The organism is Amycolatopsis sp. NPDC047767, from assembly GCF_040704195.1.
GTDB lineage: Bacteria > Actinomycetota > Actinomycetes > Mycobacteriales > Pseudonocardiaceae > Amycolatopsis.
In genome coordinates this window covers 78,646-100,124 of record NZ_JBEYSJ010000021.1, presented here as the reverse complement: position 1 = coordinate 100,124, position 21,479 = coordinate 78,646, and the positions used below count along the sequence as shown (strand labels likewise).

The following is a 21,479-nucleotide window of genomic DNA, read 5'->3' as shown; positions in this document are numbered from 1 at the left end:
CACCATCCGCGCGTTGCCGGGTGCCACCGATCATCGTGCAGAGTCCGCGGCCGCGGCGCCAGTTCTGAAAACCCGGGCCTTGCCAGTGTTCCATAACTCTGTTATCAATGAATAACACTGTTACGAAAGGACCGCGACCATGACCAACCAGTTCCTCGAAGGCAACTTCGCCCCCGTCACCCACGAGCACACCGCCACGCGGCTCGACGTGGCCGGGGAGCTGCCCGGCTACCTCGACGGCCGCTACCTGCGCAACGGGCCCAACCCGCTCGCGCGCCAAGACCCTGAGAGCTACCACTGGTTCCTCGGAGACGGCATGGTCCACGGCGTCCGCCTGCGGGACGGGCGGGCCGAGTGGTACCGCAACCGCTGGATCCGCACGCCGCACGTCGCGGGGTTGCTGGGGGAAGGCCCCGAAGCGCCCAACATGGGCATCGGGGCCAACACGAACGTCATCGGGCACGCCGGGCGCACGCTGGCGCTCATCGAGGGCGGCCTGCCGGCCTACGAGCTCACCGAGGAGCTCGACACCGTCGGCGCGTGCGACTTCGACGGCACGCTGCCCGGCGGCTACACAGCCCACCCCAAGCGCGACCCGGCCACGGGCGAGCTGCACGCCGTCACCTACACGTTCGGGCTGGGCAACCGCGTGCGGTACTCGGTCGTCGGCACCGACGGGCGGGCGCGGCGCGTCGTGGACATCGAGGTGACCGGCCAGCCGATGATGCACGACTTCTCACTGACCGAAAAACACGTGATCTTCTACGACCTGCCCGTGACCTTCGACCTCAACCAGACGCCGGCCCGCGTCGACGTGCCCGACCCGGTCACGGCGCGCTCCGGCCGGGGCGTGAGCTCACTGCCGTACCGCTGGAACCCCGAATACCCGGCGCGCGTCGGCGTGATGCCGCGCGACGGGGACAACGCGGACGTGCGCTGGTTCGACGTCGAGCCGTGCTACGTCTTCCACCCGCTCAACGCCTACGACGACGGTGACCGGATCGTCCTGCACGTCGTGCGCCACCCCAAGGTGTTCGACCACGGCGTGCACGGCCCGACCGAAGGCGAGCCGACACTCGACCGCTGGACCGTCGACCTCGGGGCGGGCAAGGTCCTCGAAGAGCGGATCGACGAGCACGGCCAGGAGTTCCCGCGCGTCGACGAGCGTCGCGTCGGGCGCGCGCACCGCTACGGCTACGCCGTGGCCGTCGACGGGCTCTCGAACCTCACCGGCGCCGTGTACAAGCACGACCTGCGCACCGGGACCGCCCAGCGGCACGGATTCGGGCCCGGCCGCGTGCCCGGCGAGTTCGTGTTCGTTCCGTCCCGTGTGGACGCTGCCGAGGACGAAGGCGTGCTCATGGGTTTCGTCTTCGACGCAGCCGCCCAGCGCAGCGACCTGACGTTGCTCGACGCGGGAACGCTGGAGCCCGTCGCGGCCGTGCACCTGCCCGACCGGGTGCCCCACGGCTTCCACGGCAACTGGGTGCCGATCGGCTAGCCCGAACGGCCTACGTCAGCACCCGCTGATCGCCCGTGTAGAGGTTCATGCTGTCGCCACGCAGGAAACCGATGAGCGTCATGCCGTTCTCCTCCGCCAGCTCAACGGCCAAAGAGGACGGAGCGGACACGGCGGCGAGCAGGCCGATCCCGGCCATCGCCGCCTTCTGCACCAGTTCGAACGAGGCCCGGCCGGAAACCAGCAGCCCGCAGTCGGGCGCGGGGATCCGGCCGGCTTGCACGGCCCACCCGAGCACCTTGTCCACGGCGTTGTGCCGCCCCACGTCCTCGCGCACGACCTCCAGCTCACCGTCCGGAGTGAACAGTGCGGCCGCGTGCAGCCCGCCGGTGGACTTGAACACCTTCTGTTGTTCCCGCAACGTATCCGGGAGCTTCACCAGCACGTCGGTCTTGACCTCGAACGGCGAGTCCGCGGGCGAGAAGCGGCTCTTCAGCTTCACGGCGTCGAGCGCGGCCTTGCCGCAGACGCCGCACGAGGACGTGGTGTAGAAGTTGCGCTCCACCCCGACATCCGGAGGTGCCACTCCGGGCGCGAGTGTCACGTCGAGCACGTTGTAGGTGTTGCGCCCCTGGTCGTCGACGCCGTCGCAGTAACGCGCGGCCGCGATGTCCTCGCGGGACCCGAGCACGCCCTCCGACAACAGGAAGCCGTGGGCCAGCTCGACATCGTGACCCGGAGTGCGCATCGTCACCGCGAGTGCTTTGCCGCCGACCCGGATCTCCAACGGCTCCTCGGCCGCCAGTGAGTCGGGGCGACGACGTTCACCGGTCGAGGAAATCCTCCGCACCGGTCGCCGGACGGTCACCCTGCCCATCTGTCCACCTTTCAACGGCCTTTGAAGACGTGCGCAGACGATCTACGACACCCAGCCGATGCAACGTCGGGGAATAAGTAATACATTCCCAGCATCACCTCACAGTTCGGAGGAGTCTGACGATGGCCCTCGGCTTCCTGGCCCGCTCTCGTATCGTCGCACCGCCCGGCTGGACCCGTTGGCTGGTCCCACCCGCAGCGCTCTCGATACATCTCTCGATCGGTCAAGCGTACGCATGGAGCGTGTTCAAAACGCCGCTCGAGAAAACCATGCACCTCTCGGGCACGGAGTCCGGGCTGCCGTTCCAGCTGGGCATCGTGATGCTCGGCCTGTCGGCGGCGTTCGGCGGCACGCTCGTGGAGAAGAACGGCCCGCGCTGGGCCATGTTCGTGGCGACGATCTGCTTCGGCGCCGGCTTCCTCGTGGCGGCGCTCGGCGTCGCCACCGGGCAGTTCTGGCTCGTGGTCGTGGGCTACGGCGGGATCGGCGGTATCGGCCTCGGGATCGGCTACATCTCACCGGTGTCGACGCTGATCAAGTGGTTCCCCGACCGGCCCGGCATGGCCACGGGCATCGCGATCATGGGCTTCGGCGGCGGCGCGCTCATCGCCTCGCCGTGGTCCTCGGCGATGCTCGGCTCGACGCCGACCGCGAGCGACATCGCGGTGGCGTTCCTGATCCACGGCATCGTCTACGCGGTGTTCATGACGATGGGCGTGCTGATCGTGCGCGTGCCGGCCGACGGGTGGAAGCCCGCCGGCTGGGAGCCGAAGGTCCTGGAGACCCGGAAGCTCGTCTCCACGCACAACGTCTCGGCCGCCAACGCGCTCAAGACACCGCAGTTCTGGTGCCTGTGGATCGTGCTGTGCCTCAACGTGACCGCCGGCATCGGCATCCTGGAGAAGGCCGCGCCGATGATCACGGACTTCTTCAAGGGCACCTCGGCTCCGGTCAGCACGGCCGCCGCCGCCGGTTTCGTCGCGATGCTCTCGCTCACCAACATGCTCGGCCGGTTCGTCTGGTCGTCCACTTCGGACCTGGTGGGGCGCAAGAACATCTACCGCTTCTACCTCGGCGTGGGCGCGGTGCTGTACCTGATCATCGCGCTGACCACGAACTCGTCGAAGCTGCTGTTCGTGCTGTGCGCGATGCTGATCCTCTCGTTCTACGGCGGCGGTTTCGCGACGCTCCCGGCGTACCTGAAGGACCTGTTCGGCAACTACCAGGTCGGCGCCATCCACGGCCGGCTGCTCACCGCGTGGTCGGTCGCCGGTGTGCTCGGGCCGCTGATCGTCGACGGCATCGCCGACAGCGAGAAGTCCGCGGGCAAGAGTGGTCCGGACCTCTACGCGACGTCGTTCTACATCATGATCGCACTGCTCGTGGTCGGCTTCATCGCCAACGAGTTCGTGCGGCCGGTCAAGGCGAAGTTCCACGAACCCGTGGCGAGCACCCAGGTGGGGAGTGAGGCGTGATGAGCGCACCGAACGTGGAAGGACGCCCGGCCGGGCGCACCGCGCTGCTCGTGGTCGCGTGGCTGTGGGTGCTGGTGCCGTTCGTGTACGGCGTTTACGAGCTGATCCTGAAGGTCATCGACCTGTTCAGCAGCTGATCGGTCACTTTCGCTCCGTGAGAACCCCCGGATCCTTCCGGGGGTTTTTCACTGGACAAATGGTCAAGAGTCGTTGACCATTGATCCTCGTGACTGGGGACGACTACGTTCCGCCCTCCGACAGCGTCGAGGTGCGGACCACTCAACAACTGCGCGCGGTGAACAACCTGGTGCGCCACCGCGTGCTCGCCGTGCTGCGCGACGGGCCCGCGACGATCACGCAGATCGCCGCACGCCTGGACCTCGCGAAAGGGAGCTCGAGCTATCACGTCCGGGTGCTGGAACGCGCCGGTCTGATCCACGTCGTCCGGACGCGCAAGGTGCGTGGCGTGGTGGAGCGCTACTACGGCATGGTCGCGAAGTCCGTGGTGCTGCCCGACCCGGCACCCGGCCAGCGGGACGTGTTGCTGCAGCACGCGATCGACGACCTGGCCACCGCCCCGGAGGGGGCGCGGTACGTGCGCATGGCGCACCTGCGCCTGGGGGAGTCCCGCTACGCGGAGTTCGAGTGCCGCCTGGGCGCGCTGCTCGACGAGATGCAGGCGGCCCGCGAACCGGACGAACCCGCCGCGACGGTCGCGGTGGCGTTCTTCCGGCCCGGCGAGGGGGCGGCGCGATGAGCGTGATGGTGCGTGTTCTCCGCCGCTCGGGTGCGGCGCCCAAGATGCCGCCCGCCTTCGCGCGGCTGTGGGGAGCGGCGACGGTGTCGGCGTTGGGGGACGGGGCGTATGCGGCGGCGCTGCCGTTGTTCGCGGTGGCGTTGAGCAAGGATCCCGTGGTGATCAGCCTGGTGTCGGTGGCGATGGTCTTGCCGCACCTGGTGGTGGGGCTGGTGGCGGGCGCGCTGGTGGACCGGTGGGACCGGCGGCGGACGATGTGGGTCGCGGATCTGTGGCAGGCGTTGTTGCTGGCCCTCGCGGTGGTGGCGGGGGCCGTCGGGGCGCTGGGGATCCCGGCGTTGCTGGCGCTGGCGTTCCTGCTGGGCGTGGGGGAGCTGTTCTTCGACGTGGCCTCGCAGGCCTACCTGCCGGACCTGCTCGGGCGCGACCAGACGTTGCTGCGCCGCGCCAATGGGCGGCTGCGGGGTGCGTCGACGGCGGCCGGGCAGTTCGCGGGGCCGCCGGTGGGCAGCTTCCTGTTCTCGCTGGCGCGGACGATGCCATTCCTGGTGGACGCCGTGTCGTTCGTGGCGAGTGCGCTGCTGATCCGGACGTTGCCGCCGGCGCCGGTGCCCGAGCGGGTCGAGGGCCGCGGCGTGTGGGCGGACGCGCGGGAGGGGTTCGGGTACGTCGTCCGGGATCGGCTGCTGCTCGGGCTGGCGTTGCGGCCGGCGGTCGGCAACCTGGCGTTCGGCGCGGTGGGCGCGGTGCTGGTGCTGTTCGCGCAGGACACGCTGGGCCTGTCCGCGGTCGGCTACGGCTTCCTGCTCGCCGCGGACGCGGTCGGCGGGTTGCTGGGCGCGATGGTCGTGGCGGGACCGCTCGAGAAACTCCTCGGCACGGGCACGGCGCTCACCCTGACGGCCGTCGTGGAGGGCGCGTCCATTCTCGTCTTCGGACTCGCGGGCAACCCGTGGCTCGCCGGCGCCATGTTCGCCCTCTGCGGCTGCGCCATGGCCACCACCATGGTGCTCGGCTGGTCGCTGCGCCAGGCGATCGTCCCGGGCCGGCTCATGGGCCGGGTCGCCGCGGCCTCCCGTCTGGTCGCCCTGTCGGCCGGCCCCCTCGGCGCGCTCCTGGGCGGCTGGCTCGCCTCGGCGGCGGGCCTGCGCACCCCGTACTTCGCCGCGGCGGCGGTTCTGCTGACGATGACCGTGGTGACGATGAGCATGACCAGCAACGCCAAGGTGAAAGGGGCGCTGGAGTCCAGAGTGGACGGTTAGAGCTCCGCCAGCAGCCGGCGCCGCGCGGAGTCCACGTGGTCGGCGGCGACGCGGTCCAGCTCGGCCGCGTCGCCGCCCCGGATCAGGGCCGCCAGTTCGCGGTGTTCGGCGACGACGTGGGAGCGGTACTGCGAGCCGCCCAGCGACACGCGCTGCAGCTGGAACAGGAACACCTGCGAACGCACCGCCTCCCACGCCTCCGTCAGGCGACGGTTGCCTGCGGCCGCGTAGACGCGGTCGTGGAACGCGATGTCCAACGCCAGCAACTGCGGGCCGTCCGCGCCGGACGAGACCGCGGACGACAGGGCCGCGACGAGGTCGTCCAGGGCGGCCAGATCGTCCACAGTGGACCGCGTGCGAGCCGTGACCGCGGCCAGGCGGTCGAGTGCGGCCCGCACGGAGTACACCTCCTCGACGTCCACCGCGGTCACCTCGACGACCGTGGTCGGGCGGTGCCAGCCGCCGCGGACGAGGCCCTCGCGGGTGAGCAGGGCGAGGCCCTCGCGGACCGAGCCGCGGCTGACCTCCAGCGCCGCGGCGAGCTCGACCTCGCGCAGGGGCGCGCCGGGCGGGAAGTGGCCGGCGAAGATCGCGTCGCGCACGCGGTCGGCCGCTTCCTCGGCGAGGCCGCGCCGGGCGGCCTTCTGCAGGGGCTCCATCGGTCAATGTTGACATTCGGACATGAGCACTTCAAGGTGGGGGAGCCACCGTGAGCCGAAGGAGAGCCCATGCGCCCCGCGTTCCACCTCGCCATCCCGGTCGACGACCTCGCCCGCGCCCGCGCGTTCTACGGCGGCGTGCTCGGCCTGGCGGAGGGCCGGTCGTCGGACGCGTGGGTGGACTGGGACTTCCGCGGCCACCAGGTGGTCACGCACGTGGTGCCCGGCGCGAAAGCCGAGGCCGGCCGCAACCCCGTGGACGGCCACGACGTGCCCGTGCCGCACTTCGGCCTGGTCCTCGACGTCGACTCCTTCCACGAGCTCGCCGGCCGCCTGCGCGGCGCCGGCACGGAGTTCGTGATCGAGCCGTACCAGCGCTTCGCGGGCGAGCCGGGGGAGCAGTGGACGATGTTCCTGCACGACCCGGCCGGCAACGCCCTGGAGTTCAAGGCGTTCCGCGACGAAGCGCAGCTGTTCGCGAAGTGAACGTCCTCGTCACCGGCGGCTCCCGCGGCATCGGCCGCGCGATCGCCCACGCCTTCGCCGCCCGGGGTGACCGGGTGGCCGTCCACTATGGATCGAACGCCGAAGCAGCCGAGGAGACGCTCGCCGCACTCCCGGGCGACGGTCATGTGCTCGTCGGCGGCGACCTCGGCGATCCCCAAGCGGCGCAACGGATCGCGGACACTGCCGAGGAGCTGCTCGGCGGCGTCGACGTGCTCGTGAACAACGCGGCCGTCGGGACGACCCCCGAGACGTCCACACCCGTCGCGACCGTCGGCTACGCACACTGGCAGGAAGTCTGGCGGCGCACGCTGGACGTCAACCTGATGGGCGCCGCCAACCTGTCCTTCCACGTCGCCCGCCACCTCATCGCGCGCAAGGCGCCGGGGCGGATCGTGAACGTCGGCTCGCGCGGCGCGTTCCGCGGCGAACCCGAGCACCCCGCGTACGGCGCGAGCAAGGCCGCGCTGCACGCGCTCGGCCAGTCGCTCGCGGTCGAGCTGGCGCCGCACGGGATCTCGGTGACCTCGGTGGCACCCGGGTTCACCGCGACCGAACGCGTCGCGCACCGGATCACCGACACCGTGCGGGAGCAGAGCCCGTTCGGCCGGGTGGCGGAGCCGGAGGAGATCGCCAACGCGGTCGTGTACCTCGCGTCGGCCGAGGCGACCTGGGCCTCGGGCGCGATCCTCGACCTGAACGGCGCTTCCTACCTGCGCTGAGCTGTGAACTGGGTCACGCGTGCAGCAGGCGGCGGCACGAATGCGTCGGTAGGGCGTGCGGATCGCAGGGAAGATCGTCGTCTCGACGCTGGCGCTGGTGGTGTTCGCCGGCACGGCCTACGGCTACTCGACGCTGAGCTCACTCGACGACGTCACGCGCAGCAGCGTGATCGACGCCGGCAAGCAGCCCCGACCCGGTGAACAGCCGGCCGACGGGTCGCTCGACATCCTGTTGGTCGGCCGCGACTCGCGGACCGACGAGAAGGGCAACCCGCTCCCGGCGGACGTCCTGCGTGAACTGCGGGCCGGGCCCAACGGCGACGACCTCACCGACACCCTGATCGTGCTGCGGATCCCGAACGGCACGCAGACGGTGAAGGCGTTCTCGATCCCGCGCGACTCGTACGTGACCCTGCCGGGCGGCCAGAAGGGCAAGATCAACGCCGCATTCGGCCGCGCGAAGAACGCCGAGGCCGAGAAACTGCGCGCCGCGGGCGAGACCGACAAGGACAAGATCGAGCAGGAGTCGCTCACAGCCGGGCGGCGCGCCACGCGGCAGGTGGTCGAGGACCTCACGGGTGTGACGATCGACCACTTCGCCGAGGTGAACCTGCTGAGCTTCTACGACATCAGCAACGCCGTCGGCGGCGTCGAGGTGTGCCTGAAGCAGGCGTCGTCCGACCGCGATTCCGGCGCGAACTTCCCGGCCGGGCCGCAGAAGATCTCCGGCGCCGCCGCGCTCGCTTTCGTGCGCGAGCGCAAGCCGCTGCCCCGCGGCGACATCGACCGCGTGGTCCGTCAGCAGGTGTTCCTCGCTTCGCTGGCGCACCAGGTCCTTTCGGCGGGCACGCTCTCGAACCCGGGCAAGGTCAGCGATCTCATCGATGCCGTGAAGAAGTCCGTGGTCCTCGACGACTCCTGGAACCTGCTCGACTTCGTCGGCCAGATGCGGGGGATCTCCGGCGGCGGCATCCAGTTCTCGACGGTCCCGATCGTGAACCCGGACTACCGCTACAGCAAGAGCGACCCGCGCGCGACGGCGGTGCAGGTGGATCCCGCGCAGGTCAAGCAGTTCGCGGCGAGCCTGATCGGTGCGCCGCCGACTTCCTCGAAACCGCAAGCACCTTCGGGTGTGGTGGTGGACGTGGCCAACGCAGGCGACGCGAGTGGTCTGGCCCAGCGCGTCTCGGACGTGTTGAAGGACAAGGGTTTCGCACCCGGCACCACCGGCAACGCCGCCGCGCGCCGCACCTCACTGGTCCGGTACGGCGCCGCGCTGGCCACCCAGGGCAAGGCGGTGGCGGAGCTCCTGGGGGGCCTCGCCACCGCCGAGTCCGCCGACGTGCCGGCCGGCCACATCGAGGTGACGCTCGGCCAGGTCTACGCCGGACCGGGCACGTCGTCGGGCGGCGGCACCGGCAGTGGGGACACGGGCGGAGGAGCTGCTGCCGGGGCGGGGGACGCACCGATCACGGGCGCCGCGGAGAACTGCGTGAACTGACGGCGCACTCGTCTCCGGCGCCGGCCGACCGGGCGAGGGCGATCGTCGCCGGCGCCGGTCGGCGTGGCGGGGCGGCGGCCGCGTGGGCGGAGCTGGTTGACTGGACCGATGCGATCTTGGGCCCGCTGGCTGCTCGCCGCCGCCGTTCTGGTGGTGCTCGCTCTCACGCTCCGCCCCGGGCACCTCAGCCCGCCGGAGAACGTCAACCTCGTGCCGCTCGCCGGGATCGTCGACGAGGCCCGCAACGCCAACGGTCGCCTCGGACTGATCAACAACGCCGGCAACATCGCGCTCTTCGTGCCGCTCGGCTTCCTGGCGACTGTGGCCACGCGCCGGAAAGCCGCCGTGATCGCGGCACTGGCCGGGTTCTCGGTAGTGATCGAGATCGTCCAGTACTTCGTGGGCCGCAGTGCCGATGTCGACGACGTCCTGCTCAACACCCTCGGCGCGGCACTCGGCGTGCTGCTGGCCACCGTGGTCCGGTCACGCCGGAAAACCCCCGCGTGACCGGACCGAAGCGTCACGAGTGGTGGTGCGGCTCCAGCCGGACCACGACCGCCTTCGACACCGGCGTGTTGGACTTCTCCGCGACGGAGTCCAGCGGCACCAGCGCGTTGGCCTCCGGGAAGTAGGCCGCCGCGCAGCCGCGGGCCGTCGGGTAGGACACCGCGCGGAAGCGCGGCGCCCGGCGGTCGCCGTCACGCCACTCCGAGACCAGGTCCACGATCTCGCCGTCGGCGATGCCGAGCTCGGCCAGGTCTTCGGGGTGGACGAACACCACGCGCCGGCCGTCCTCGATGCCGCGGTAGCGGTCGGACAGGCCGTAGATGGTGGTGTTGTACTGGTCGTGGCTGCGCATCGTCTGCAGCAGCAGCCGGCCTTCCGGCACCTGTGGATACTCCAGCTCCGACACGGTGAACGTGCCCTTGCCGGTGGCCGTGCCGGTGAACTCGCGGGAGTCGCGCGGGGCGTGCGGCAGCGTGAACCCGTCGGGCTCGCGCACGCGGCGGTTGTAGTCGTGGCAGCCCGGGACCACGGCCGCGATCCGGTCGCGGATCAGGTCGTAGTCCTTCTCGAACGAGCGCCACGGCACGGCGTGGTCCGCGCCCAGCAGGCGCTCGGCCAGCCGGCAGATGATGGCCACCTCGGAGATCAGGTGCTCCGAAGCCGGCTTCACGCGGCCGCGCGAGGCGTGCACCTGCGACATCGAGTCCTCGACGGTCACGAACTGCGGGCCCGACTCCTGCACGTCACGCTCGGTGCGGCCCATCGTCGGCAGGATCAGCGCGGTGGTGCCGTGGACCACGTGCGAACGGTTGAGCTTCGTCGACACGTGCACGGTGAGCGAGCACGAGCTCAACGCCTTCGCCGTGAGCTCGGAGTCGGGTGTCGCGGCGGCGAAGTTGCCGCCCATCGCGAAGAAGACCTTGCCGCGGCCGTCGCGCATCCCGCGGATCGCGTCGACGGTGTCCCAGCCGTGCTCGCGCGGCACGGTGATGCCGAACTCGCGGTCGAGCGCGTCCATGAACGGCTCGGGCATCTTCTCCCAGACGCCCATGGTGCGGTCGCCTTGCACGTTCGAGTGGCCGCGCACCGGGCACAGGCCCGCGCCCGGCTTGCCGATCATGCCCCGCGCCAGCGCGAGGTTCGTGATCTCGGAGATCGTGGGCACCGCGTGCTTGTGCTGCGTGAGACCCATGGCCCAGCAGTAGATCGTGCGCTCGGACGTGGCGATCATTCGCGCGACGTGCTCGATCTGCGCCCGCTGCAGGCCGGTGGCGGTCTCCGTCTCGGCCCAGTCGAGCTCGCGCAGGTTCTTCGCCCAGTCCTCGAACCCGTAGGTCGAGGAGTTCACGAAGTCCTGGTCGACGATCGTGCCCGGCGCCTCTTCCTCCCACTGCAGCAGCAGGTGGCCCACGGCCTGGAACAGCGCGAGGTCGCCGCCGAGGCGGATCTGCGCGAACTCGTCGGCGAGCGGGGTGCCCTCGCCGACGACCCCGCGCACGTTCTGCGGGTTCTTGAACCGCATCAGCCCGGCCTCGGGGAGCGGGTTCACGGCCACGACCTTGGCGCCCTTGCCCTTCGCCGTCTCCAGCGCGGAGAGCATGCGCGGGTGGTTGGTGCCCGGGTTCTGCCCGACGACCACGATCAGGTCGGCGTCGTGGATGTCCGCGAGCGACACCGAGCCCTTGCCGATGCCGATGCCGGTGGACAGCGCCGAGCCCGACGACTCGTGGCACATGTTCGAGCAGTCCGGCAGGTTGTTGGTGCCGTAGGAGCGCACGAGCAGCTGGTAGAGGAACGCCGCCTCGTTGCTGGTGCGGCCCGAGGTGTAGAACACGGCCTCGTGCGGGCTGGCCAGCCCGTTGAGCTCGGCCGCGACGAGGTCGAACGCGGCGTCCCACGAGATCGGCTCGTAGTGCGTGGCGCCCTCGCGCAGCACGAACGGCTCGGTGATCCGGCCCTGCTGGCCCAGCCAGTAGTCCGTCTTGTCCTGCAGGTCGGCGACCGCGTGGCCGGCGAAGAACTCGCGGTCCACGCGGCGGCGCGTGGCTTCCTCCGCGACGGCCTTCGCACCGTTCTCGCAGAACTCCGCCAGCTTGCGCTTCTCGCCGTCGGCCTGACGCGGCTCGGGCCACGCGCAGCCCGGGCAGTCGAAGCCCGCGCGCTGGTTGAGCAAGCGCAGCGTGAGGGCGGTGCGCGTGGGACCCATTTGCTCGACGCCTCGCCGGAGAGAAACGGCGACGCCGGGAATGCCGGCCGCGTAGCTCTTCGGCTTGCCCACCTTCAGGTCGGCTTCGTCCACGTCGTGCTTCGGCGCATCACGGTGCATGGCTCCATCGTCCGCCTCGATGATCGACAGTCCAACACCGGGTAGCGCATTTCACGTCGACAATTCACGCCCGGTGAGCCCGCTCCCGGCGTTCGGCGAGCTTCAGCCCGCGGTCGGCGACCGTCACGACCAGCAGCACCGCGCTGATCACCACGAGCACCATGCCGAGGTCGTGCAGGCCGGCCGAATCGGCGTGCACGCCATAGCACTGGGCGATCACGGTGGAGGCCACGATCGCGCCGAGGTACTGGGCCGTGCGGAACAGGCCGCTCGCGGTGCCCATGGTCTCGGCGGGCGACTCGCGGTAGAGCGTGGTCTGGTTCGCGACGCTCGTGAGGCCCTGGGCCAGCCCGAACACCGCGACCAGGGCCAGCAGCCCGACCAGCCACGTCGTGTCGCCGACGAACAGCAGCGCGACCGAACCGGCCAGCAGCGCCACGGCGACCACCACCAGCCGCGCGCGGATCCCCGTCGCGCGGCCCGAGAACGCCGCCGCGCACACGGCCACGACCGACATCGGCAGCAGCAGCGCCCCCGCGATCGCGTCGCTGAAGCCCCGGCCTTCCTCGAGCCACTGCACGTAGCCGAACATGATCGCGTAGATCACCATGAAGCTCAGGGCCTGACGCAGGTAGGTGCGCAGGATCGGGGTGTTGGCCACGAGCATCCGCAGGTCGATGAACGGCACCCGCGTGTGCAGCTCCACCCACACGAACGCCGCGCCGACGGCGACGGCCGCCGCGAGCAGCCACAGGTCGCCGATGCCCGGCGCCATCAGGTAGCACAGCAGCACCAGCAGCGAGAGCGAGAACAACGCGATGCCGAGCACGTCGATCGGCTTCGGTTTCGTGCCTTCGTCGCGCACCGGCGCGTCCTTCGGGACCCAGAAGATCGCCAGCAGCAGCGACGCGCCCGCGAGCGGGATGTTCACGGCGAAGATGGCCGGCCAGCCGAAGAGCGTGATCAGCACGCCGCCGAGCGTCGGGCCGATGACCATGATCGTCTGCGACGACAGCGAGAGCAGCGACAGCACCCGCGCGGGCACACCCTGGCCCAGCGCGTCGGCGCGTTTGCGCAGCACGGCCATCGCGGCGGGGAAGCCGGCACAGGTGCCGATGCCGAGCACCGCGCGCACGCCGGTGAGCCACTCGACGGAGAACGGGATCATGCCGGCGATCCCGGCGACGATCACCACGGACGCGCCGCTGAGCAGCACGCGCCGCGCGCCGTAGCGGTCGACCAGCAGGCCGACCACGGGCTGGCCGACGGCGGTGGCGAGGTAGAGCGCGGAGATCAGCCAGGCTGTCTTGCCGGGCCCGGCGCCGAAGCTCTGCCCGATCGGCACGAGCGCGACGGCGATGAGGGTGGAGTTGATGGGGTTCAGCACCGCGCTCGCCACCAGCGGGGTGACGAGTTTGGCACCGAAGCTCGCCGGTGCCTTTCGGGGCGTTGCGGTGGTCGTCACGGCTCCTTCGTCCTGGAGATGTCGGGGAATGGTCGGGTGTCCTCCACGGCGTCCGCGCTGACGTCGGTGTTCCGGTCCCGGCGGCGGCGCCGGGCAGGCTGGATGATCAGTGTTCGGCGACGCGTTGCAGCAGGGGCAGGGCCTGGCGCACCGTCTCCAGCTCCTCGGCGGTGAGCTCGGCCGCGAGGGCGTGGGCGAGCCACTCGTCGCGGTGCTGGCGGATGCCCTGCACGGTCTTCGCGCCGAGCTCGGACACCGACAGCACGGTGCGGCGGCCGTCGGCGGGGTCGCGCGAGCGGGCGAGGTACCCGAGCGCGTCGAGCGCCGAGAGCGTGGTGGCCATCGACTGCTGCCGCACGTGCTCGGCGGCGGCGAGCTCACCCTGTGTCGCCGGGCCTTCGCGGTAGAGGCGGTTGAGCGCCGCCGACTGCGAGGGCGTGAGGCTGTCGGCGTTGTCGACCTGCCGCAGCCGGCGGTGCAGCTGGGCGACGACGCCGCGCAGCCAGCCTGCGGATTCGGCGACGGGAGCGGGTACGGTGGCCATATCCACAGTTTAGGCTGTGTAGTCTGACCTGTGCATCCTGCGGCGGGGCGACCTTGGCCACACCCGGTGACGGAGGTCTCCGCGGCCGGGCGGGGTGCGAGGGCTCGGAACGAAGTGAACGAACGCCACGCCGGAAGCGGTAACGGCTTTTTCGACGAGCGGAGAACTGGTTCTTCTCCGTTTTTTCACGTCGTTTCCGGTGCAATCATCGCTTGTTGACACCCCTTCACCCGGGCAGGACGATGAGGATTCGCGCTGCACCACGGCACCATTTTTTTGAGCCGGCTGACATGCGCGCCATTTTCGGAAAATGGCGTGGCGGGAGGCACCGATGCCTGCTTGGATCCGGAACCGCCGGCACAGCCGGGCGGACGCGCGGGCTGCCGCCGAGATCGGACGCGGGCCCGGGTACGCGCTGGTCGCGGGCTGGTCGGGGATCCTCTTCGCGGTGCTGTTCACCGTCGCGCTGATCCTGGTGCACCGGGCGCCGGGACTGGCCGTGCCGGACAGCCGGTACGCGAATTTCTACGCCGACGGCGGTTCCAGTGCCTTGGTGACCGCCGGCGTGTACATCGTGCCGTTCGCGGGCATCGTGTTCCTGTGGCACATGATGGCCACGCGTGAATTCATCGCGAGCCTCCCTGCCGCGCAGAACCGGGAAATACCGCGGGCGCTGCAGCTGGCCTCCGGGGTGGCGTTCGTCATCCTGCTGTTCTCGGGGATGGCGCTGGCCGGGGCGATCGCCCTGCTGAAGCAGTTCTCGGTGGCGCCGCTACCGCCCGTGTACGTGGCGCGAGCCCTGAGCGCGGCCGGTTACGGGCTCGTGTTCGTCTTCGGTGCCCGGGTCGCCGGCATGTACATGATCACCACGACGACGCTGCTCAACTCCGCCGGCGTGCTGGCGCGCCCGCTGGTGTGGTTCGGCTACCTCTGCGCCGCGACGGTGCTGCTGAGCTGGACCTTCCACCCGGTCTTCGCGCTCATCTTCCCCGGCTGGGTCTTCGTCGTCGGCGTCGTGGCGGTGGTCCGGGCCCGCCAGGCCAAGGCACGGACCTCTCAGCCGAGCCGGGCCGGCGCCGTGCCGTCGCCGGCCGAAGGGCACCTCTCCAAGGAGTGAACGCCATGACCACCAGGACCCCCGTCGACGAGATCCCCGGCCCGCGCGCGCTGCCCATCGTCGGCAACGCCTTCGACATCGACGCCCACAGCCCCTTCGAGAGCATGATGAACATGGCCCGGGAGTACGGCCCGATCTTCCGGCTGACCACACCCGGCGGCGTGCGGCTGATCGTGTCCGGCGCCTCGCTGGTCGAGGAGATCTGCGACGACGCGCGCTTCGACAAGGTGGTCAGCGGCGGCCTCGCGAACGTGCGGCGCACGGCGACCTCGACCGGCCTGTTCACGGCCGAGACGGACGATCCGCTGTGGCACCGCGCGCACAACATCCTGATGAAGCCCTTCAGCCTGCAGTCCATGCGCGATTACGTGCCGATGATGCTGGACATCGCGGGCCAGCTCGTCGACAAGTGGGAGCGGCTGAACCCGGACGAGGACGTGGACGTGCCGGCCGACATGACCCGGCTGACGCTGGACACCATCGCGCTGTGCGGGTTCGGGTACCGGTTCAACTCCTTCTACCGCGACACCCAGCACCCGTTCGTCGCGGCGATGATCCGCACGCTCACCGAGTCGCAGGCCCGCGCCCGCCGGCTGCCCATCCAGACCCGGCTGCGGATCCACGCACAGCGGCAGCTGGAGGAGGACCAGGCGTTCATGAACGACCTGGTCGACAAGCTCATCGCCGAACGCCGCGCCGAGGGCGAGGCCGGCAAGAAGGACGACCTGCTCGGCCAGATGATCAACGGGGTCGACAAACAGAGCGGCGAGCGGCTGCCCGACGAAAACATCCGCGCCCAGTGCATCACGTTCCTCATCGCCGGCCACGAGACCACGAGCGGCCTGCTGTCGTTCGCGATCTACTACCTGCTCAAGAACCCCGAGGTGCTCGCGCGCGCCCGCGCCGAGGTCGACGAGGTGTTCGGCACCGGCGCCGAGCCCACCTACGAGCAGATCCACAAGCTGATCTACGTCCGGCAGGTGCTCAGCGAGGCCCTGCGGCTGTGGCCGACCGCGCCCGGGTTCACGCGCACGCCGTTCGAGGAGACCGTGATCGGCGACCGGTACCTGGTCGAGCACGGCCTCCCACTGACCGTGCTCACGCCGATGCTGCACCGCGACCCCAGTGTGTGGGGCGACGACGCGGAGGAGTTCGACCCCGACCACATGGCCCCGGAACGGCTCGCGGCGCTCTCACCCAACGTGTACAAGCCCTTCGGCACCGGGCAGCGGGCCTGCATCGGCCGGCAGTTCGCCCTGCAGGAGGCCGTGCTCGTGCTCGGCATGCTGATCCAGCGCTTCGACTTCGTCGACCACCTGAACTACCAGCTGAAGACCAAGACGACGCTGACCATCAAGCCCGACGAGATGCACATCCGGGTGCGCCCGCGCCCCGGGTTCGTCCTGACCCGGCCCGGCGGCGCCCCCGCGGCGCCGGCGAAATCCGTCTCCGCGGCGCCCGCCCCGCGCGTCGCGCTCCCGCCGGACGCGCACAAGACCCCGCTGCTGGTCGCCTACGGCTCGAACCTCGGGACCGCGGAAGGCCTCGCGACACGGCTCGCCCGCGAGGGGACCGAGCGCGGCTACGCCGTGACCCTCAGCGCGCTCGACGACGTCACGGACGCGCTGCCGTCCCCGGGCCTGGCCGTGATCGTCACGTCGTCCTACAACGGCACGCCGCCGGACAACGCCGGCAAGTTCTGCGACTGGCTGCGCCGGCCCGGCACCGCGAAGGACGCCGCCGCCGGGCTGTCCTACACCGTGTTCGGCTGCGGCAACACCGAATGGGCGGCGACCTACCAAGCCGTGCCGAAGCTGATCGACACCGAGCTGGCCGCGCACGGCGCCACCCGGCTGCACGCCCGGGGCGAGGGCAACGCGAACGGCGACTTCGACGCCCAGTACCGCACCTGGCACCACGGGCTCTGGGCCGACGTGGCCGCGAGCGCCGGCCTGCCCGAGAGCGCGGCCGAGCCGGCCACCACCGGCCCCCGGCTGTCGATCTCGCTGGTCAACCGCCAGCTGAACAACCCGGTGATCATGTCGTACCAGGCGCAGCCGGCCCTGGTGCGGGCGAACCGCGAGCTGTACCCGTCCGACGGTGGGCGGTCCACGAAGCACATCGAAGTGGCGCTGCCCGAGGGCGCCGACTTCCGCGCCGGGGACCACCTCGGGGTGCTGCCGCGCAACCACCTCGACCTCATCCGCCGGGTGATGCTGCGCTTCGAGCTCGACGGGGGCATGTACGCGACGATCATCCCCCACAGCGGAGACCACACCCACCTGCCCGTCGATGAGCCCGCACCGCTGCTCGGCATCCTCGCGAGCTGCGTCGAGCTGCAGGACGTGGCCACCCGGGCCGGCATCGAGGTGCTCGCCGGCTACACCGAGGACCCCGCCCAGCGCGCCGGGCTCGAGTCGCTCGCCGGGGACGACGAGGCGTCCCAGGCCCGCTACCAGGAGCGGGTCTTCACTCCCCGCCGGTCACTGCTGGACCTGCTGGAGGAGTTTCCCGCCTGCGCGGTGCCGTTCGGCGTCTACCTCGACCTGCTGCCCCCGCTGCGGCCGCGCTACTACTCGATCTCGTCCTCGCCGCTCACCGACGCGAAGGTCGCCAGCATCACCACCGGCGTACTGCGCGCCCCCGTGCGCGGTGGCGGCGACACCACGTTCTCGGGTGTCTGCTCCAACTACCTGGCGGGCAGCCCCGACGGCAGCACGGTGTTCGTCTTCGTGCGGCGCCCGACCATCGAGTTCCGGCCGCCGGACAACCCGCACACCCCGATGATCATGGTCGGGGCCGGGACCGGGCTCGCCCCGTTCCGCGGGTTCCTGCAGGAGCGGGCGGCGCTGCGCGCGCAGGGCGTGCCGATCGCCGAGTCGTTGCTGTTCTTCGGCTGCCGCGGCGCGGACCTGGACTTCCTGTACGCCGACGAGCTGCGCGAATACGACCGGCAAGGGGTCGCCGAGCTGCACGTCGTGTTCTCCCGCTCCCCGGTCGACGGGCGCAAGTACGTCCAGCACGAGATCACGGCCTCGGGCGACGAGGTGTGGCGGCTGCTGCAGGCCGGCGCGGCGGTGTTCGTGTGCGGCAACGCGAACACGATGGCGCCCGGCGTCCGAGCGGCCTTCACCGGGTTGTTCGCCGACAAGACGGGCACCGGCGAGGCCGACGCACAGGCCTGGCTGGCCGGGCTTCGCGCCTCGAACCGGTACGTCGAGGACATCTGGGGCGGCGGCTGAGCGCCGCCCGGGAGGGCTACGACAGGCCGAAGAGCTCCAGGACCGAGCTCTCGTTCACGCCGACGCCCTGGATCTGGTGGACGACGATCGCGCCGACGATGAGCAGCACGAGGATCGTCAGCGCCAGCACGCCCGGCCAGCGGCTCGGCGCCGATGTGTAGCCGTAGCCCGCGGAGACACCGGAGCGCCGTTCGCGCTTGCGGCGCTTCTTCATCTCCTTCTTGGCACCCAGCCAAGCGTCGAGCTCGGCGTGCTTGCGCCAGTTCGGATCGACGAGGTCCGGGTGCGTCTCCATCCGGTCGTCCGGATCTTCCGGTCGCGTCATCCGTGCACCGCCTTTCCCCCTGAGCAACCCCGCCGGAGCGGGTTCGTAGACTTGTCCATTGTGACCGAGAACGCTCCGCAGCAGAAAACCGACCTTCCGGGTGCCTGGGACCCGGCCGCCGAAGAAGCACCCATGTACGACCGCTGGGTAGCGGCCGGGTACTTCACGGCCGACGCTTCGTCGGAGAAGCCGCCGTTCTCGATCGTACTGCCGCCACCGAACGTCACCGGCAGCCTGCACATGGGCCACGCGCTCAACCACACCCTGATGGACGCGATGAGCCGCCGCCGTCGCATGCAGGGCTACGAGGTGCTGTGGCTGCCGGGCATGGACCACGCGGGCATCGCGACGCAGAACGTCGTCGAGCGCCAGCTCGCCGGCGAGGGCCTTTCGCGCCACGACCTGGGCCGGGAGAAGTTCGTCGAGCGCGTCTGGGAGTGGAAGGCCGAGTACGGCGGCAAGATCCTCGGCCAGATGAAGCGCCTCGGCGACGGCGTCGACTGGTCGCGCGAGCGCTTCACCATGGACGAGAACCTGTCGAAGGCCGTCCAGACGGTGTTCAAGAACTTCTTCGACGCCGGCCTCATCTACCGCGCCGAGCGCATCATCAACTGGTGCCCGCGGTGCCAGACCGCGCTGTCGGACATCGAGGTCGACCACCACGACGACGACGGCGAGCTCGTGTCGATCCGCTACGGCGAGGGCGACAACGCCATCGTGGTGGCCACGACCCGCGCCGAGACGATGCTGGGCGACACCGCCGTGGCCGTGCACCCGGACGACGAGCGCTACGCGCACCTGGTGGGCACCGAGGTCGAGCTGCCGCTGACCGGCCGCAAGATCCCGATCGTCGCCGACAAGCACGTGGACCCGGAGTTCGGGACCGGTGCCGTGAAGGTGACCCCGGCGCACGACCCGAACGACTTCGAGATCGGCCGCCGGCACGACCTGCCGATGCTCACGATCATGAACGAGCGCGCCGAGATCACCGCGCCGGGCCCGTTCGAGGGGCTCGACCGGTTCGAGGCGCGGCCCGCGATCGTGGCGGCGCTGCGCGAGCAGGGCCGGATCGTGGCGGAGAAGCGGCCGTACGTGCACGCGGTCGGCCACTGCTCGCGGTGCGACACCGTGGTGGAGCCGCGGCTTTCGCTGCAGTGGTGGGTGAAGGTCGAGGAGCTGGCCCGCGCCGCGGGCGACGCGGTGCGCGACGGCCGCACGAAGATCCACCCGGTCGAGCTGGAGAAGCGGTACTTCGACTGGGTCGACAACATGCACGACTGGACGATCTCGCGCCAGCTGTGGTGGGGGCATCGGATCCCGGTCTGGTACGGCCCCGACGACCAGGTCGTGTGCGTGGGCCCGGACGAGCAGCCGCCGTCGGGCGAAGGCTGGACGCAGGACCCGGACGTGCTGGACACGTGGTTCTCGTCGGGCCTGTGGCCGATGTCGACCATGGGCTGGCCGGCGCAGACCGACGATCTGGCGAAGTTCTACCCGACCAGCGTGCTGTCCACGGGCTACGACATCCTGTTCTTCTGGGTCGTGCGCATGATGATGTTCGGCGTGCAAGAAATGCAGGGCCGGTCGCCGTTCGACCACGTGTACCTGCACGGGCTCATCCGCGACGCGAACGGCAAGAAGATGTCGAAGTCGCGCGGCAACGTGATCGACCCGCTCGAGTGGATGGACGCCTACGGCGCCGACGCCACCCGCTTCACCCTCGCGCGCGGCGCGAACCCGGGCACCGACATGGCGCTGGCCGACGAGTGGGCCGCGGGCTCGCGCAACTTCTGCACGAAGCTGTGGAACGCCAGCAAGTTCGCGATGATGAACGGGGCTTCGGTCTCGGCTCCGCTGCCCGCCGCGGCGGAGCTGACCGAGGCCGATCGCTGGATCCTCGGCCGCCTCGGCGCCCTGGTGTCCGAAGTGGACGGCCTGTTCGAGGAGTTCCAGTTCGCGAAGGTCGCGGGCGCGCTGTACCAGTTCACCTGGAACGAGCTGTGCGACTGGTACCTCGAGCTCGCGAAGGTCCAGCTGTACCAAGGGGATTCCTCACGGATCGCGGCGACCCGCTCGGTGCTCGGCCACGTGCTGGACACGGTGCTGCGGCTGCTGCACCCGTTCATCCCGTTCATCACCGAGAAGCTGTGGACGGCGCTGACCGGCGGCGAGTCGCTGGTGATCGCCGCCTGGCCCACCGCGCCGGCCGGCTACGCCGACGCCGTGGCGGACGCCCGGATCGCCGACGTGCAGAAGCTCGTCACCGAGATCCGCCGCTTCCGCGCCGACCAGGGCCTCAAGCCGGGGCAGAAGGTCGCCGCCCGCCTGTCCGGCGCGGGCTTCACCGAGGTCTCCGGCCACGACGACGCCATCCGCTCGCTCGTGCGCCTGACGCCGGTCACCGAGGAGTTCTCGGCGAGCGCCTCCCTGGAGGTCGCCCTCGCCGGCGGCGTGGCCGTGGTGGAGCTGGACCTGTCCGGCACCATCGACGTCGCCGCCGAGCGCAAGCGCCTGCAGAAGGACCTGGGCGTGGCGCAGAAGGAGCTCGCACAGACCGAGGGCAAGCTGGGCAACGAGTCCTTCATCGCCAAGGCGCCCGAGCATGTCATCGAGAAGATCAAGACCCGCCGGGCCACCGCCGCGGCGGACATCGAGCGCATCGAGGCGCGGCTGGCGGCGTTGCCGGCTTCGTGAGGTTCGGCTTGAAGGTGGCGTCCGGTGCTTCTCGCGCCGGGCG

At 70.6% G+C, this 21,479-nt stretch carries 18 protein-coding genes; 12 read left to right on the top strand and 6 right to left on the bottom strand.

Annotated features, from left to right (window positions below):
• The first annotated feature begins 139 nt into the window (after positions 1-139).
• Positions 140-1,501, top strand: a complete 1,362-nt coding sequence (locus AB0878_RS31870; protein ID WP_366583912.1) for a carotenoid oxygenase family protein — start codon at positions 140-142, stop codon at positions 1,499-1,501.
• A gap of 10 nt (positions 1,502-1,511) precedes the next feature.
• On the opposite strand, the gene fdhD is transcribed toward AB0878_RS31870, so the two are convergent.
• Complete coding sequence (gene fdhD, locus AB0878_RS31865; RefSeq protein WP_366583911.1) at positions 1,512-2,336, bottom strand: formate dehydrogenase accessory sulfurtransferase FdhD; 825 nt, start codon at positions 2,334-2,336, stop codon at positions 1,512-1,514.
• A 122-nt stretch (positions 2,337-2,458) separates the two neighbouring features.
• Here fdhD and AB0878_RS31860 point away from each other — a divergent pair, with 122 nt between their 5' ends.
• The 4 genes from AB0878_RS31860 to AB0878_RS31845 all read left to right on the top strand — a co-directional run bounded on the left by AB0878_RS31860 (position 2,459) and on the right by AB0878_RS31845 (position 5,830).
• The gene (locus tag AB0878_RS31860; RefSeq protein WP_366583910.1) at positions 2,459-3,811 is read left to right on the top strand and encodes an OFA family MFS transporter; all 1,353 of its coding nucleotides are present in this window, start codon (positions 2,459-2,461) and stop codon (positions 3,809-3,811) included.
• Positions 3,811-3,948 (top strand): hypothetical protein, encoded by a 138-nt coding sequence (locus AB0878_RS31855; protein ID WP_366583909.1) that lies wholly within the window; start codon positions 3,811-3,813, stop codon positions 3,946-3,948. Before AB0878_RS31860 ends, AB0878_RS31855 begins: the two co-directional genes overlap by 1 nt.
• An 89-nt stretch (positions 3,949-4,037) precedes the next feature.
• The gene (locus AB0878_RS31850; protein WP_366583908.1) at positions 4,038-4,568 is read left to right on the top strand and encodes a helix-turn-helix domain-containing protein; all 531 of its coding nucleotides are present in this window, start codon (positions 4,038-4,040) and stop codon (positions 4,566-4,568) included.
• Entirely contained in the window at positions 4,565-5,830 is a 1,266-nt protein-coding gene (locus AB0878_RS31845) for an MFS transporter (protein WP_366583907.1), read from the top strand. The genes AB0878_RS31850 and AB0878_RS31845 overlap by 4 nt, the downstream gene beginning before the upstream one ends.
• Here the strand turns inward: AB0878_RS31845 and AB0878_RS31840 are convergent.
• Complete coding sequence (locus tag AB0878_RS31840) at positions 5,827-6,489, bottom strand: GntR family transcriptional regulator (protein WP_366583906.1); 663 nt, start codon at positions 6,487-6,489, stop codon at positions 5,827-5,829. The genes AB0878_RS31845 and AB0878_RS31840 overlap by 4 nt on opposite strands.
• A gap of 69 nt (positions 6,490-6,558) precedes the next feature.
• Here AB0878_RS31840 and AB0878_RS31835 point away from each other — a divergent pair, with 69 nt between their 5' ends.
• The 4 genes from AB0878_RS31835 to AB0878_RS31820 all read left to right on the top strand — a co-directional run bounded on the left by AB0878_RS31835 (position 6,559) and on the right by AB0878_RS31820 (position 9,723).
• The gene (locus AB0878_RS31835) at positions 6,559-6,975 is read left to right on the top strand and encodes a VOC family protein (protein WP_285973836.1); all 417 of its coding nucleotides are present in this window, start codon (positions 6,559-6,561) and stop codon (positions 6,973-6,975) included.
• Positions 6,972-7,715 (top strand): SDR family oxidoreductase, encoded by a 744-nt coding sequence (locus tag AB0878_RS31830; protein WP_366583905.1) that lies wholly within the window; start codon positions 6,972-6,974, stop codon positions 7,713-7,715. Before AB0878_RS31835 ends, AB0878_RS31830 begins: the two co-directional genes overlap by 4 nt.
• A gap of 55 nt (positions 7,716-7,770) precedes the next feature.
• Complete coding sequence (locus AB0878_RS31825) at positions 7,771-9,216, top strand: LCP family protein (RefSeq protein WP_366583904.1); 1,446 nt, start codon at positions 7,771-7,773, stop codon at positions 9,214-9,216.
• Between the two features lie 108 nt (positions 9,217-9,324).
• Positions 9,325-9,723, top strand: coding sequence for a VanZ family protein (locus AB0878_RS31820; RefSeq protein WP_366583903.1), 399 nt, complete (start codon positions 9,325-9,327; stop codon positions 9,721-9,723).
• A gap of 13 nt (positions 9,724-9,736) precedes the next feature.
• On the opposite strand, the gene AB0878_RS31815 is transcribed toward AB0878_RS31820, so the two are convergent.
• The 3 genes from AB0878_RS31815 to AB0878_RS31805 all read right to left on the bottom strand — a co-directional run bounded on the left by AB0878_RS31815 (position 9,737) and on the right by AB0878_RS31805 (position 14,058).
• Positions 9,737-12,049: an FdhF/YdeP family oxidoreductase gene (locus AB0878_RS31815; protein WP_366583902.1), complete on the bottom strand. Its 2,313-nt coding sequence runs from the start codon at positions 12,047-12,049 to the stop codon at positions 9,737-9,739.
• A 64-nt stretch (positions 12,050-12,113) separates the two neighbouring features.
• Complete coding sequence (locus AB0878_RS31810; RefSeq protein WP_366583961.1) at positions 12,114-13,448, bottom strand: MFS transporter; 1,335 nt, start codon at positions 13,446-13,448, stop codon at positions 12,114-12,116.
• 172 nt (positions 13,449-13,620) lie between these two features.
• Positions 13,621-14,058: a MarR family transcriptional regulator gene (locus tag AB0878_RS31805; protein WP_360600403.1), complete on the bottom strand. Its 438-nt coding sequence runs from the start codon at positions 14,056-14,058 to the stop codon at positions 13,621-13,623.
• A 331-nt stretch (positions 14,059-14,389) separates the two neighbouring features.
• On the opposite strand from AB0878_RS31805, the gene AB0878_RS31800 reads away from it, so the two are divergent.
• Both AB0878_RS31800 and AB0878_RS31795 read left to right on the top strand, forming a co-directional pair.
• Complete coding sequence (locus AB0878_RS31800) at positions 14,390-15,175, top strand: hypothetical protein (RefSeq protein ID WP_366583901.1); 786 nt, start codon at positions 14,390-14,392, stop codon at positions 15,173-15,175.
• Between the two features lie 5 nt (positions 15,176-15,180).
• Positions 15,181-18,417, top strand: coding sequence for a cytochrome P450 (locus AB0878_RS31795; RefSeq protein WP_366583900.1), 3,237 nt, complete (start codon positions 15,181-15,183; stop codon positions 18,415-18,417).
• Between the two features lie 16 nt (positions 18,418-18,433).
• Here the strand turns inward: AB0878_RS31795 and AB0878_RS31790 are convergent, their stop codons facing one another.
• Entirely contained in the window at positions 18,434-18,742 is a 309-nt protein-coding gene (locus AB0878_RS31790; RefSeq protein ID WP_366583899.1) for a hypothetical protein, read from the bottom strand.
• Between the two features lie 60 nt (positions 18,743-18,802).
• On the opposite strand from AB0878_RS31790, the gene AB0878_RS31785 reads away from it, so the two are divergent.
• Entirely contained in the window at positions 18,803-21,436 is a 2,634-nt protein-coding gene (locus AB0878_RS31785; protein WP_366583898.1) for a valine--tRNA ligase, read from the top strand.
• Positions 21,437-21,479: the final 43 nt, after the last annotated feature.